Source organism: Flavobacterium sp. IB48 (genome assembly GCF_016405855.1).
Lineage (GTDB): Bacteria > Bacteroidota > Bacteroidia > Flavobacteriales > Flavobacteriaceae > Flavobacterium > Flavobacterium ginsengisoli.
On record NZ_JAEFCA010000003.1, the window covers coordinates 624,385 to 639,991 of the forward strand.

Annotated in this window: 12 protein-coding genes and 2 tRNA genes; 8 read left to right on the plus strand and 6 right to left on the minus strand. The window is 33.8% G+C overall.

The annotated features are described in order from the left end of the window. Positions 1-95: 95 nt before the first annotated feature. The gene (gene typA / locus JC605_RS13405) at positions 96-1,892 is read right to left on the minus strand and encodes a translational GTPase TypA (protein WP_198856677.1); all 1,797 of its coding nucleotides are present in this window, start codon (positions 1,890-1,892) and stop codon (positions 96-98) included. A gap of 168 nt (positions 1,893-2,060) precedes the next feature. Between typA and JC605_RS13410 the strand changes: the two genes are divergently transcribed. Both JC605_RS13410 and JC605_RS13415 read left to right on the plus strand, forming a co-directional pair. Continuing rightward, the gene (locus tag JC605_RS13410) at positions 2,061-3,770 is read left to right on the plus strand and encodes a PAS domain-containing protein (protein WP_198856678.1); all 1,710 of its coding nucleotides are present in this window, start codon (positions 2,061-2,063) and stop codon (positions 3,768-3,770) included. A 5-nt stretch (positions 3,771-3,775) separates the two neighbouring features. After that, entirely contained in the window at positions 3,776-4,183 is a 408-nt protein-coding gene (locus tag JC605_RS13415; protein ID WP_198856679.1) for a response regulator, read from the plus strand. Between the two features lie 158 nt (positions 4,184-4,341). On the opposite strand, the gene rpsT is transcribed toward JC605_RS13415, so the two are convergent. From rpsT to proS, 4 genes are all read right to left on the minus strand, one after another. Beyond that, positions 4,342-4,593 carry a 30S ribosomal protein S20 gene (gene rpsT, locus JC605_RS13420; RefSeq protein ID WP_073417115.1) on the minus strand — a complete coding sequence of 84 codons (252 nt, stop codon included), beginning with the start codon at positions 4,591-4,593 and terminating at the stop codon, positions 4,342-4,344. A 153-nt stretch (positions 4,594-4,746) separates the two neighbouring features. Continuing rightward, positions 4,747-4,818, minus strand: a tRNA-Glu gene (locus tag JC605_RS13425). 45 nt (positions 4,819-4,863) lie between these two features. Further along, a tRNA-Glu gene (locus tag JC605_RS13430) sits at positions 4,864-4,935 on the minus strand. 78 nt (positions 4,936-5,013) lie between these two features. Continuing rightward, a complete protein-coding gene (gene proS, locus JC605_RS13435) occupies positions 5,014-6,492 on the minus strand; it encodes a proline--tRNA ligase (protein WP_198856680.1) in 1,479 nt (492 codons plus the stop codon). Between the two features lie 102 nt (positions 6,493-6,594). Between proS and JC605_RS13440 the strand changes: the two genes are divergently transcribed. The 6 genes from JC605_RS13440 to JC605_RS13465 all read left to right on the plus strand — a co-directional run bounded on the left by JC605_RS13440 (position 6,595) and on the right by JC605_RS13465 (position 14,202). Beyond that, positions 6,595-7,599 (plus strand): hypothetical protein, encoded by a 1,005-nt coding sequence (locus JC605_RS13440; RefSeq protein WP_198856681.1) that lies wholly within the window; start codon positions 6,595-6,597, stop codon positions 7,597-7,599. 42 nt (positions 7,600-7,641) lie between these two features. After that, entirely contained in the window at positions 7,642-9,219 is a 1,578-nt protein-coding gene (locus JC605_RS13445) for an OmpP1/FadL family transporter (RefSeq protein WP_198856682.1), read from the plus strand. A gap of 135 nt (positions 9,220-9,354) precedes the next feature. Beyond that, positions 9,355-11,145 (plus strand): T9SS type A sorting domain-containing protein, encoded by a 1,791-nt coding sequence (locus tag JC605_RS13450; protein ID WP_198856683.1) that lies wholly within the window; start codon positions 9,355-9,357, stop codon positions 11,143-11,145. Positions 11,146-11,350: 205 nt separating this feature from the next. Continuing rightward, positions 11,351-12,664, plus strand: a complete 1,314-nt coding sequence (gene rimO / locus JC605_RS13455; protein ID WP_198856684.1) for a 30S ribosomal protein S12 methylthiotransferase RimO — start codon at positions 11,351-11,353, stop codon at positions 12,662-12,664. Positions 12,665-12,707: 43 nt separating this feature from the next. Continuing rightward, a complete protein-coding gene (locus tag JC605_RS13460) occupies positions 12,708-13,268 on the plus strand; it encodes a hypothetical protein (RefSeq protein WP_198856685.1) in 561 nt (186 codons plus the stop codon). Positions 13,269-13,296: 28 nt separating this feature from the next. Continuing rightward, a complete protein-coding gene (locus JC605_RS13465; RefSeq protein ID WP_198856686.1) occupies positions 13,297-14,202 on the plus strand; it encodes an N-acetylmuramoyl-L-alanine amidase in 906 nt (301 codons plus the stop codon). A gap of 229 nt (positions 14,203-14,431) precedes the next feature. Here JC605_RS13465 and JC605_RS13470 read toward each other — a convergent pair whose 3' ends face one another. Next, complete coding sequence (locus tag JC605_RS13470; RefSeq protein WP_198856687.1) at positions 14,432-15,520, minus strand: outer membrane beta-barrel protein; 1,089 nt, start codon at positions 15,518-15,520, stop codon at positions 14,432-14,434. Positions 15,521-15,607 lie beyond the last annotated feature (87 nt).

The window sequence follows — 15,607 nt, forward strand, 5'->3', positions numbered from 1 at the left end:
GAATTCCAGCTTTCCAAAACAACTCAATTCCATCATAAAAAAATCCCAAACTCCAGAATTGGAATTTGGGATTTTTATATTGAAAATTAATCTAATTAGATTTTGTATCTCTTTCTATCTGTTTCGCTTAAGTAAATTTTTCTTAAACGTAAAGATTTTGGAGTAACTTCAACATACTCATCTTTTTGAATGTACTCTAAAGCTTCTTCTAATGAGAATTTGATAGCTGGAATAATTCTAGCTTTATCATCAGCTCCTGAAGAACGTACGTTAGAAAGTTTTTTCGTTTTAGTAACGTTAACTGTCATATCGTCGCTACGAGTATTTTCTCCAATTACCTGACCTTCATAGATATCTTCGTTAGGATCAACAAAGAATTTACCACGATCTTGTAATTTATCGATAGAGTAAGGAATTGCTTTTCCGTTTTCCATAGAGATTAATGAACCGTTGTTACGTCCAGGAATTTCTCCTTTGTATGGTTCGTATCCGATGAAACGGTGCGCCATAATAGCTTCACCAGCAGTAGCAGTAAGCAATTGATTTCTTAATCCGATAATTCCACGAGATGGAATGTTGAATTTAATAATCATACGCTCTCCTTTACCTTCCATAGAAAGCATTTCTCCTTTACGGATAGTAACGAATTCAACCGCTCTACCTGAAAGATTTTCTGGTAAATCGATAGTTAATTCCTCAATTGGCTCACATTTCACTCCATCAACTTCTTTGATGATAACTTGTGGCTGACCAATTTGAAGCTCATATCCTTCTCTTCTCATTGTTTCAATAAGAACAGATAAGTGAAGTACACCACGACCAAATACCATGAATTTATCAGCAGAATCAGTTTCTCCAACTTTCATCGCTAAGTTTTTCTCAAGCTCTTTTGTTAATCTTTCACGAATATGTCTAGAAGTAACGAATTTACCTTCTTTACCAAAGAAAGGAGAATCGTTAATTGTAAACAACATACTCATTGTTGGCTCATCAATAGCAATTGTTTGTAAAGCTTCTGGATTTTCAAAATCAGCAATAGTATCACCAATTTCAAAACCTTCAATACCTACAACAGCACAAATATCACCAGCAACTACTTCTTCTACTTTTCTACGGCCTAAACCTTCAAAAGTGTGTAATTCTTTAATTCTAGATTTGATGATTTTTCCATCTCTTTTTACCAAAGAAATTGGCATACCTTCTTTTAAAGTACCTCTTTCAAGACGTCCGATAGCGATACGACCTGTAAATGAAGAGAAATCTAAAGAAGTAATCAACATTTGCGGAGTTCCTTCAGAAACTTTTGGAGCAGGAACATTAGCAATAACCATGTCTAATAAAGGCTCAATGTTTTGTGTTTGATTTTTCCAATCATCAGACATCCAGTTGTTTTTAGCAGAACCATAAACCGCTGGGAAATCTAACTGCTCTTCAGTAGCTCCTAATTCGAACATTAGATCAAAAACTTTCTCGTGAACTTCTTCTGGAGTACAGTTTTCTTTATCTACTTTATTGATAACCACGCAAGGTTTCAATCCTAAATCAATCGCTTTTTGTAAAACGAAACGAGTTTGCGGCATTGGTCCTTCAAAAGCATCAACTAGTAAACATACACCATCGGCCATGTTCAATACACGTTCAACTTCACCTCCAAAATCGGCGTGGCCTGGAGTATCGATAATATTGATTTTTGTTCCTTTATATTGAACAGAAACGTTTTTAGAAGTAATTGTAATACCTCTCTCACGCTCTAAATCATTATTATCTAAGATTAAATCACCTGTGTTTTCGTTCTCACGAAATAACTGACAGTGATACATAATTTTATCAACCAAAGTTGTTTTACCGTGATCGACGTGGGCAATAATTGCAATGTTTCTAATAGATTCCATCTGTGATTTTTAATGGGCGCAAAGGTACACTTTATTTTTTAAAAAAAAATGTTTCTATCATAGTTTGCGTATATACAATCAATTAGTTAATACAAAACGCAAAAATATCGGCTTCAAAATGACATTAACATACGTTTAGTTATAGTTAAATTAACTATATTTGAAGTGATGAAAAGTAAAACTCTCCAAATTACTCTTATTTATACAATCATCTCGATAATTATGGCGACCATATGTCATAAATTACTCACAACCTACTTTTCTTCTTCTGAATATCAATATTTATTTTTAATAAAAGACATTATATTCATTCTAATCACAGGACTAGTTTTTAGTTTTATACTTTCAAAGAACGAAAAAAGAAACATAACCATCTTTGAAAAGTTAAACAAAACCAACGAAGAAATAAAAGAATCGAATGAGAAATATGACATTGTAGCAAAAGCAACAAGCGATACTATTTGGGACTGGAAAATTCAAGAGGACAGTATTAATTGGAACAAAGGAATTGAAGGTGTTTTTGGTTATGACCCACAAGAAGTAGGCAAAACTTCTAAATGGTGGTTTGACAAAATTCATCCGGAAGATAGTATCCGAATGTCAATAAAATTATATTCTTTCATAGAACAAAAAACAGAAAAATGGCAAGACCAATACCGTTTTAGATGTGCAGACGGAACATATAAGTACGTTTTGGATCGAGGTTTTTTATTAAAAGATGAAAACGGAAGAGCCATTAGAATGATTGGTGCAATCCAAGATATCACGAAACAAAAAGAAGAAGAGCAACGATTAAAGCTTTTAGAAACTGTAATTACTCAATCTAAAGATTCTATTTTAATTACCGAAGCCAATTCTTCTGACGGGAAAATACCAAAAATAGTTTATGTAAATCCTGCATTTTCTCAAATGTCTGGCTACCAGTCAAACGAAATTATCGGAAAATCGCCAAATATTTTCAAAGGACCAAAATCAGATTCAGACGAATTAAAAAAGCTTTTAAGGGCCATAAAAAACAAAGAGGAATGCTTGATCGAAACTATTACTTACACAAAAAGTAAAGAAGAATATTGGGTACGCTTTTCTATGATTCCTATTTTCAATAACGAAGGAATGATCTCGCACTGGATTTCGATTCAAAGAGATATTACTGACGAGAAAAAACTAGAAACAGAAAAAGAACATCTTATTCGAGAATTAACGCAAAACAATAAAGACTTAAAACAATTCTCTTATATCACATCTCATAACCTTAGAGCACCGCTTTCTAATTTAATCGGGCTATTAAACCTTATAGAAGACATTCCGATAGAAAATGAAGAACTACAAGAAATACTAGCAGGATTTACAAAATCGACTCATTTGTTAAATGAAACCATAAATGATTTAGTAAAAGTTATCATCATTAAAGACAACCCTTCAATGCAGAAAGAGGAGGTTTCTTTAAAAGAAGTTTTTGAAAATGTATTTAGCCAGCTTTCTTTTCAAATTGAATTACACAAACCAATAATCAAATTGAAATTCGACAAAGTTCCAGAACTTATTACAAACAAAGCTTACATTGAAAGTATTTTATTAAACCTGTTAACGAATTCCATCAAATACAAATCGGAAAATAGAAAACTAAAAATTTCTATTACAGCAGAACAAATAGAGCATAGAACAATCCTAACCTTTAAAGACAACGGAATAGGCATTGATTTGGAAAGAAATCGCGATAAAGTATTTGGACTTTATCAAAGATTCCACAATTACCCAGATAGTAAAGGATTAGGACTATATCTTGTAAAATCACAGGTGGAGACAATGGGAGGAACAATCTCTATCGACAGTGAAGTCAATAAAGGAACTACATTTACAATAACATTTAAAAATTAATTATTATGCTTGAGCAGATTTTATGCATCGATGATGACCCTATCACATTGATGCTATGCAAAAAAGTAATTTCAAAATCTTCATTTTCACATGAAGTTATTACAGCTCAAAACGGCGAAGAAGCCCTTCATCATTTCAACATCTTAAAATACACCAACGACAAAGCAAGAAAAAGGCCTGAATTAATTTTTTTAGATTTAAATATGCCTATTATGGGAGGATGGGAATTTTTAGATCACTTCACTTCTCCAGATTATATAGAATTCAATACTGTTCCTGTAATTGTACTATCCTCAACTATTGACCCTGAAGACCTTGCCAAAGCAAAAAAATATCCAATTATAATAGACTTTCTTTCTAAACCAATTACACAGCCCATGCTGGAATATCTTAAAAAGAAGATTGATTTATAAAGAAAGACACATAACACTCTAAATTTAAAAATCTAAACTCCAATTTTACAAAGATTGGAATTTAGATTTTTTTATTCTTAATTTCTATGTTCTTAAAATTAGAAACAAAAAAAGTCCTCTAAGAAGAGGACTTTTATATATCTAACAAATTGTATTAATTACAATTTAGCAACGTGTTTCGTTAATTTAGACTTCAAGTTAGAAGCTTTATTATCGTGAATGATGTTCTTTTTAGCTAATTTATCAATCATAGAAATTACAGTTGATAATTTTGCAGTAGCATCAGCTTTATCAGTAGCTAGTCTTAACGCTTTAATAGCATTACGAGTAGTTTTATGCTGATATCTGTTAAGAACTCTTCTTTTTTCGTTACTTCTGATTCTTTTTAATGCTGACTTATGATTTGCCATTTTCTTTTAATTTTAGATGTAATAATTATTATAAATACTAGTTAAAAAAGAAAAACCTCCCACAATCGTATAACAATCACTTTGGTTTTAACTAATAAAACAAAAACCGAGACACCAATTTTTGTTTTACAAAACTTATTTACAACTAATTTGTAGTCCGTAGGGGAATCGAACCCCTGTTACCAGGATGAAAACCTGGCGTCCTAACCCCTAGACGAACGGACCAATATTCTCCTAAGTTGGAAACTTTTCAATATGTAATATAACTTGTAGTCCGTGGGGGAATCGAACCCCCCTTACCAGGATGAAAACCTGGCGTCCTAACCGATAGACGAACGGACCGCGCTTCTGTATTGCGGATGCAAAGATACATCTATTTTTTATTTGCGCAATACCTAATGCAAAAAAATCTATATTTTTTTAATAAGCCTTAGCAAAAAGCACTCTTTTAGAAGAAGGTTTCCCAGTAAACACGCAGGTTCCAGCCTCTTCTACAGCATCTAAAGGAATACAACGAATCGTCGCTTTTGTCAATTCTTTTATCTTCTCTTCTGTCTCTGCAGTTCCATCCCAGTGAGCAGACAAAAAGCCTCCTTTACCTTCTAAAACTTCTTTAAATTCCTCAAAACTATTTACTTCCGTAATATGAGTATTGCGATAATCTAACGCTTTTGTAAATAAGTCAACTTGAATCTGTTCTAAAAGATTATTTACGTGCTCAACAATTTTTTCGCTAGCAACAACTTCTTTTGTCAAATTATCACGTCTTGCCACCTCAAAAGTTCCATTTTCCAAATCTTTAGGACCAACAGCAATTCGAACAGGAACTCCTTTTAATTCCCATTCTGCAAATTTAAATCCTGGTTTTTGCGTTGTTCTGTCATCAAACTTAACAGTGATTTTTAATTTTCTCAGTTTAGCCGTTAAATCCTTAACAGCTTCAGTAATTTGAGCCAATTGTTCATCTGTCTTATATATAGGAACAATAACTACTTGAATTGGAGCCAAATTTGGAGGCAATACCAATCCTTGATCATCAGAATGTGTCATGATCAATGCACCCATCAAACGAGTAGACACTCCCCAAGAAGTTCCCCAAACGTGTTCTTGTTTTCCTTCTGCATTAGCAAACTTAACATCGAATGCTTTTGCAAAGTTCTGACCCAAGAAGTGAGATGTACCGGCTTGTAATGCTTTTCCATCTTGCATCAATGCCTCAATACAATATGTCTCATCTGCTCCAGCAAAACGCTCTGTTTCAGTTTTAAAACCTTTCACAACTGGAATTGCCATAAAACTCTCGGCAAAATCAGCATAAACGTTCATCATTTTTTCTGATTCCTCTATTGCTTCTGCTTTTGTAGCGTGAGCCGTATGCCCTTCTTGCCATAAAAACTCTGCAGTTCTCAAGAACAAACGCGTACGCATTTCCCAACGAACCACATTTGCCCATTGATTGATTAATAAAGGTAAATCTCTATAAGATTGCACCCATCCTTTATATGTAGACCAAATAATAGCTTCACTTGTTGGACGAACGATAAGCTCCTCCTCTAATCTTGCATTCGGATCAACCATTAATTTACCAGGTCTTTCCTCGTCATTTTTCAATCTGTAATGCGTTACAACTGCGCATTCTTTAGCAAATCCTTCTGCATTCTTCTCCTCCGCCTCAAACATGCTTTTCGGTACAAACAAAGGAAAATAAGCGTTTTGATGTCCAGTTTCTTTGAACATGCGATCTAACTCGGCTTGCATTTTTTCCCAAATAGCATACCCGTATGGTTTTATCACCATACATCCTCTAACTCCTGAATTTTCAGCTAGATCTGCTTTTACAACCAGTTCGTTATACCATTTTGAATAATCTTCTGATCTTGTAGTAAGGTTCTTACTCATATTATATATTTTGGCACAAATTTTGTTTTATACAATTTTAACTAAATAGTTTGACAAAACTAACTAATTTTGTAATGTGCAACAATAAAAAACACCACAGATATGAAAACTTACCTTTCACTCCGCCAAAACTCTAATCATTTTTACTTAATTGGATTATTGAGTTTATTGCTAGCATCGTGTGGTTCTTACCAAAATTCCTCTTATTATGATAATGATGGAGTTTATGGTGGTACATCTGTTAAATATGTAACAAATGGAACAAACAACCAATACAAAGAGTATTTCAGATCATTGCAAGACGACAATCAGCCAACTGAAATATTTACTGACGTTGATAATTACACCAATTATTCAGACAGCACTCAAACTGCCTCTGTAGGAAGTTATCCTGCATGGGGAAGCAGCAGTTCTGATGTTTCTGTAAACTTTTACACTACTCCATCATGGTCATTCGGATTTGGATGGGGTTATCCTTATTATGGCTACGGTTACGGATGGGGCTACCCTTATTATGGTTGGGGATATCCAGGATGGGGCTACCCAGGTTGGGGTTATCCAGGTTGGGGATACCCATACTACGGTTATGGATATAATTACTCTTACAACTACGGAAGAAGAGGTTCTGCAGCTTATTATGGAGACAGAAACTATGCTTACAACAGAAACTACAGCACTGGTAGAGGATATACAACTGGTAGAGGATATACAACCGACAGAAACTACACGACTAATAGAGGAAATTATACAACAAACAGAACTTACACTACAAATAGATCTAACGGCTATACCGACTTCAGAAGTTCAAACATGAACGGAAGAACAACTAGTCCTACATTTACAAACAGAAGATCATATAGCAATGGTTCTGACTACAACAGCACTTACAGTAACGGAAGATCTTATAATAACGGAAATACTTCTACAAATAGAACCTATACACCAAGCAACAACAGTGGCTCATCTAGAAGCTACACACCTAGCAATAGCGGATCTTCAAGAAGCTACGCTCCTAGTGGTGGCGGTGGCGGATCTAGATCATACAGCGGCGGTGGCGGCGGTGGAGGAATGAGATCTGGCGGCGGTGGCGGTGGAGGAAGAAGATAATTTTTCCTCAACCCTCTGAATTTCTAACTAAAACTCATCAAAATGAAAAAAATATTTTTCCTATTTATAACAGGACTAACTGTCAGCGCGTCATACTCACAAGAAGTTTCAGATGCTTTGCGATATTCTCAAGAAAATCTTACAGGTACCGCTCGTTACAGAGCAATGAGCGGTGCTTTTGGAGCAGTTGGAGGAGATATCTCTGCGTTGAGCGTTAACCCTGCTGGGTCTGCAATTTTTAACAGTAATCAAGTTGGAGTTTCCTTTAGCAATCAGAATATCAAAAACAATTCTGACTACTTCGGCACTCAGACTTCAGATAAAAAAAATTCTTTTATTCTAAATCAAGCTGGTGGTGTTTTTGTATTTAAAAACCACAATCCTAATGTGGGATGGAATAAAATTACAATTGGAGCAACTTACGAGAACACAAACAATTTCAACAATCAACTTTTCTCCGCTGGGACAAACCCTACAAATTCAGTTGGAGCTTATTTCTTAGATTACGCAAATTATAGCAATGGAGGCGCTCCTGTTCCTCAGGAATTTGTTACTTTACAGCCAAACGAAACAGTATCTGATTTATATCGATATTTAGGATCCAATTTTCCAAATGTCCAATATCCAAACCTAAGTGGATTTTCTGCACAACAAGCATTATTAGGAAATCTAGGACGCGTTATAGGCATTGATGAAGCAAACAATCCTAACAGCACGTATTCCACAAATGTTCCTAATGGAGGAAATTATTATCAGGAAAACGAAATTTACACTAGAGGTTACAATAGCAAAGTAAGCTTCAATATCGCAACGTCTTACAAAGACCGACTATATTTAGGAGCAAATTTAAATGTTCATATTACAGATTATAGAAGATCTACAAGTTTCTATGAGGACAATGATAATCCATTACAACCTAAGGAAACTATATCAAATTTAAGATTCAATAATGATTTATACACTTACGGAAATGGATTTTCTTTCCAGCTTGGAGCAATAGGTAAAGTAACGGATAATTTTAGACTTGGAATAGCTTACGAATCAAACACATGGTACGAACTTTATGATGAACTTTCACAAAGTTTATACACAACAAGACAAGCTACAGGTGGACCAATTGTAAGTGCTAATGTGAATCCTAATATAGTAAATGTATACGAATCTTACACTTTACAAACACCTGACAAATGGACTTTTAGCGCTGCATACATATTTGGTAAATCCGGATTATTAAGCATTGATTATGGTATCAGAAACTATGGAAACACCAAGTTCAAACCAACTAGCGCAGGCTTTGGCGGTATAAACAATGAAATAGATAACACTCTATCTAGTACTGGCGAACTTCGTATTGGCGCTGAATACAAAATAAAGCAATTAAGTTTAAGAGGCGGATACCGCTATGAAGGAAGTCCTTATAAAAATGGAATTACAGTTGGCGAGTTAAACAGTTATTCTGCTGGTTTAGGTTATAATTTCGGCTCTACAAAATTGGATGTAGCTTACTCTTATTTAGAGAGAGATTCAAATCAAGGTTTCTTTACAAGAGGATTCACAGATGGAGCCAACATTACTTCTAAATTAAACAATGTCACTATGACCTTATTATTTGAATTGTAATTAAAAATCAAAATAGATGATTGAAAATTTCCGTTTGGCAAACCAAACGGATTTTTTTTTAAGCTATATCTTACAATATTGTTTTGTTTTGTAATATTAATCATATATATTAGCAGCTAACCTAATTATACTATTATGAAACAAGTACTTCACAATCCGTTAATCATCTTACTACTATTAGTCAACTTCAATCTGTATTCACAAGTTACAATCACAACAAACAATCTAAAAGTAGATAACAAACCTATAAGTAATAATACTATTTCATTCAATTCTAATGAAAGTGTTTATGTTTCACTAAACATACATTTACAAACATCTAATAGCTCAATAAATAATATTTTTGGTAATCTTTTTCTTTATTACCAAAAAAATGCAGAAGATAGTCCAACACAAATTGGTTTTCAATCAGTAACATTCTATCTTAACACTTACTACATGAACGATACACCTTTTAACATAACTCTTTTGAAAGGAGGTTTTTTTCAAAGTGGAGGCATACTGTATGCAGAATATAAAAGTAATGACAACAAAACATATCAATCTAACAAAATAACCATAACTGGCGGCTCACTTCCTTCTTCACCACCAGTAATTACACCTACAAATGAAGCCATTCCAACGCAGAATTTAAAGTACAGTGAAAACTTCCCAATTGTAAACTCCAAGATATTTTTAGCCGAAGAAACACCAACATTTATTGACATTGAAGTTCAGTCAAAAAAAGAAGGTGATCACACAAGTATTGGCATATCATTAGACGAAATGATCGGAAATAAAATCAACAAAACGATTCTTTTAAAAAGTATCTGGATAGATTCTGATAATAATTTTCACCTCTTGAAAGATATTCAAATTGACCCCTCTAAATTAAATTTCACCCAATACACTTATACTTTAAAAGCAAAGATGCAACATTACAGAACAACAACAAATCCACAGCTACTTTCATCCAAAACTGACTTCGTCTCCAAAGACAATAGTAAAGTAACTATTTTATTATCGAGGCCCATCCAATACAATACAATTTCAGAAAGTCAATCAATATCGCCAGGAGAAACAGCCAAACCCTTAATAGGAGCAGTTGCAAAAATTAGCTTAGACAAAACAGGACTCAGAAATACAGTTGATATCACAAAATATCAATGGCAACAACGAGTTAGCAATAATAATTGGACTAATATTCTAGGTGCAACTTCACAAAACTACACTCCATCAAATATTTTCACGGAAACTACTTCTTTTAGAAGAATAGCAATCAGCAACGAAGGACTTCCAAATTTTAGCGAATACATATCAATATCGACCATACCTGCACCAAACAACAATATTTGCTGCGACCAAAATCTTACTTACAACTCTAGTCAGCCATCTACTTTTACTGGAAATGACTTAGGAAATTCTGTTTTATATCAATGGCAAGTTTCTCAAAATTCCACATCATGGGTCGGCATACCTGATTCAAACAGACAAAATCTTAACTATTCCTTCTCTTATACTGCAAGTAGAGGAAACGAAAGCGCCCAGTTTAGAAGGTTGATCATTCAGAACGATGCAATAATTAGCACAAGTAACAAAATAAATGTCATCAGAAGCACAAGTACAGACCCATCAATCCCTCTTCCACCGCCTACAGAAATAGATGCAGGCGGAAGAAGAACGAGTACCCTTACTACAGAATCAAACGAATTCGACACAAACAAATTAATGATTTACCCAAATCCAACTACAGATAACGTATATATAGATGGTTTTGTAAACATAGAACTCTTAAACTTATACGATTCTTATGGGGCGAAAATAAATATAGATAAGAATCAAAAATCCACAAATTTAATTGAGATAAACACTTCAAAATTGCAACCTGGCATCTACATTTTAAAAATTGATAATACAACTTATTCAAAAACTATAATAAAAAACTAAAAAACATTTTAACATTAGAAAATTTCCGTCAGACCAAAATCTGGCGGATTTTTTTTATCCTTCCGAAAAAACCTTCATTTTAAATTCAACTCAAAAAATACAAGCAACCAAACCCGTTAACTTCACAAAAAACAGCTAAAACAAACTGCAAACTAGTGTGGTTTGAATAAAAAAAGTGTAATTTTGCACTCCAATTTATAAAAGTATGAGAACCAAGTCTTTAAAAAAGAACAAAATTAACGTAATCACTCTTGGGTGTTCAAAAAATGTTTATGACAGTGAAGTCCTTATGGGCCAGCTGCGTGCAAATGGTAAAGATGTTGAACACGAAGCACCTGCAGAAAAAGAAGGAAACATTATTGTAATTAATACTTGCGGATTTATTGATAATGCAAAAGCAGAATCGGTAAACATGATTTTGGAATATGCAGATAAAAAAGACAAAGGGCTTGTTGATAAAGTTTTCGTAACAGGATGTTTATCTGAACGTTACAGACCAGATTTAGAAAAAGAAATTCCGAATGTTGACCAATATTTTGGAACTACAGAATTACCTCAACTATTAAAAGCTCTTGGAGCCGATTATAAACACGAGTTACTTGGAGAACGTTTAACTACAACTCCTAAAAATTATGCTTATTTAAAAATTGCTGAAGGATGCGATAGACCTTGCAGTTTTTGCGCCATTCCTTTAATGAGAGGTTCTCACGTTTCTCAGCCAATTGAAAAATTAGTTAAAGAAGCTCAAGGCTTAGCTAAAAACGGAGTTAAAGAATTAATCTTAATTGCTCAAGACTTAACTTATTATGGCCTTGATCTTTATAAAAAGAGAAATCTTGCTGAATTACTGGAAGCTTTGGTAAAAGTAGAAGGAATTGAATGGATTCGTTTACACTACGCCTTCCCTACTGGTTTCCCTATGGATGTTTTGGAAGTAATGAAACGCGAACCTAAAATCTGCAACTACATTGATATTCCGTTACAGCATATTTCTGACTCAATTTTGAAATCAATGCGTCGCGGTACAACTCAGGCTAAAACAACTCAATTATTAAAAGATTTCCGTGCTGCTGTTCCTGGAATGGCAATTAGAACTACTTTAATTGTTGGTTATCCAGGTGAAACTCAAGAAGATTTTGAAATTTTGAAAGATTTTGTTCAAGAAATGAAATTTGACAGAATGGGATGTTTTGCTTATTCTCACGAAGAAAATACTCATGCCTATTTATTAGAAGATGATGTTCCTGATGATGTAAAACAAGCAAGAGCAAATGAAATCATGGAACTTCAATCGCAAATTTCTTGGGACTTGAATCAAGAAAAAGTAGGTAAAGTTTACAAATGCATTATTGACAGAAAAGAAGGCGCGCATTTTGTAGGACGTACAGAGTTTGATAGTCCAGATGTTGACAACGAAGTTCTAATTGATGCTTCTAAGCATTATGTTAAAACTGGTGAATTTGTTAATATAAAAATAATTGAAGCAACAGAATTTGATTTATACGGAGAACCTGCTTAAATTTACGCTGAACAATTGTTAAATCACAGATAAAAATACTTTTATGAAACGCTTTCAAATCTTATTTATTTTAGTTTTTGGCCTTTTAAGCTTTACTGCTTCTGCCCAATATGGTGGATACAACAATGGTTATGGTAATGGTTATGGCGGCGGCTACGGAAGAGGCGGCGGAATGGGTATGGATAGAAGTATGATGGCTGGACAACAACAAAGCACACCAAGCAAGCCTAAAGAAACTCCTCCAGAAGAAATTGCGGCAATAATCATGGATCAAATGAAACCTCAAGTAAATCTAGATGAGTTGCAAGCAATTGCTATTTCAAATGTTTTGGCAGAAAGCATAAGAGAGCAAGGTATTTTATTGAAAAATGAAAGCAGCAGTCAAGACCAAAAAATTGAGCAGATTAAAGCTTTAAAAGAAAGCACTGATAAAAAAATCTCTGCTTTTTTAAATCCTGATCAAATTGAAAAATACAAAACTTTCATGGACAATTTTAAAGACATGAAAAAATCTAAATCTAAATCTAAGAAGAAAAAAGATAAAGATTCTAAAGAAGATGCCGAACAAGTAAAAGACGCCCCAGATACGAAAATTTCAGAATAATCGTTATTAACTTATAAAACAACGAATTATGACAAAAAAACATTTTTGTTATCTGATTTTAGCTATTATAATCAGCTCTTGTTCTACAAATCCGTACAAGAATACTGAAAAGGCTTACGATCAGCAGCTGAAAACTTTAGAAAACCAGATTACAAGCAAAGAAGCAAAATCAATTCCTGCTGTTCCGCCTTTAGCAATTGACACTTCTTATGCGCAACAACTGGGAATTGTGAAAGACACTTTATCTAAAACAGGTTCTACTTATTTGGTAAACGGAATAAACACAGAATGGGTTGGTACAGTAAATTTTAATTTAAGAAAACCAAGTTTTGTTATTATTCATCACACTGCGCAAGATTCGCTGCAACAGACGATTAACACTTTTACAAAAACCAAAACTCAAGTAAGCGCCCACTACATCATTTCTGAAAACGGAAAAGTAGTACAGATGCTTAATGATTATCTAAGAGCATGGCATGCTGGAAATTCGACTTGGGGAAAAACAACAGATTTAAACTCTTGTTCTATTGGTATCGAATTAGATAATAACGGCTTTAAACCTTTTACTGAAGCGCAAATTAATAGTTTGCTCGCTTTATTGACCAAATTGAAAAAGGATTATAACATTCCGACTCAAAACTTTTTAGGTCATGCTGATATTGCACCTGGAAGAAAGCAGGATCCGAGCGCTCTATTTCCTTGGAAAATATTAGCCGAAAAAGGATTTGGAATTTGGCCAGATGAAGTCTTAGAACCTGCACCATTTGATTTTAAAATTGAACCAGCACTGAGAATAATAGGCTATAACACCAAAAATTTAACTGCGGCTATTCAAGCATTTAAACTACATTATATTCAAACTGACGCAACTTCAGTTTTAGATAGAAAAACAATCGATACGATTTATTCGATATATAAAAAACAGGTTCAATAAAGAATCTCAATCAATTAAAATAAAAAAAAGCGTTTCTATTAATTTAGGAACGCTTTTTTTTCGGGCATGTTGAGTAATACTAAGAAAGAAGGCAGAGACACGAGATTTAAAACCTCAAAACTAGAAACCTCAAACCTCAAACCTTAAACTTGAAACAAATAAAAAAGCTGCCAAAACATTAGAATGTTTCGACAGCTCCAAAAAAAAAAAAAAATATCAATCTTTATCTCTAGAAAGAGTATGTTGTCGCAATTAAGGCGTAGAAACTACCCCCTGTTGGCAATGCATTTTTATCTAAAAAGATGTCTTCAGAAGCTGCATCATATCTTAGCTCAGGAATTATTGTCAATTTTCCAACTTTGTAGTTTAAAGAAACTGTGTTTGCAAATACATTTGATCCTGCTAAAGTTCCTAAACTTGGAGCAGCATCTTTAGCATCAAAATACTCCATTCTATAAGCCAAAAGCAATGCAGGATTGAAAGAATAAGTAGCATATCCTACCACAGAAAACCAATCTCCGTCTAAATTACTGTCAAAATCATTTGTAGTTTTAGCATAAGTTGCATTCAACCCAAGTGAAAAACTATCTGTAATTGTTTTAGATGCTGTTAAATCAAATTGTGTTTTATTTTCATCTGAAACTGGAATTGTACTTCCTGGAATTGGATTTGTACTTCCTGTTGTAAAATTCAAATAAGCACTTCCTGTGTCACCAATATATCCTACTTGACCGATGAATGTTTTTTGGTAAGATCCTGCATCCATAGCCGATTTAAAATCTGTCGGATTTGTCACTCCTAACATTGCAGTGAATTTACCTGAAGTATATTGCGCTTTAACCCCAGTATTAAAAAATGGTCCGTAAGAAAACGCATAAGACATACTGTAGTTTTTATTATCTACCGCGTCTAATACTTCATAGCCGATATGAGTTCCGAAACTACCTGCTACTACTTTAAACTCTTCAGTCAAATTGTATGTAAAATATAATTGTTTAATCATAAATTTTGCGCTTGCATCTTTATCTGGCGTTTCATTATATGAAAATTCTGCTGCTCTTTTTCCGAAACCTAAGTCTACAAAAACAGAAGCTTTTCCAAAAGTATGACCTGCTTCAATCGATGCCATTCCTAACTCGAACGAATTTTGTGAGTTGGTGAAGCTCGTTAATCCATTCATCTGTTTTGAAAAATCATATTTATAGTACGCATCTGCAGAACCTCCCCATGTGGTTGCTGGAGCGGCTGCTTCCTCTTCTTGGGCAAAGGCAAAAGAACTTGTTAACATCGCGGCTAAAATGTGAAATGCTTTTTTCATGTTTTAATTTGGTTTTTAGTTATTAATTGATTCTGGTTAGTTAATCTTTTTATATATCTATTTACTAGTATAAGTCATTTCTAAAAC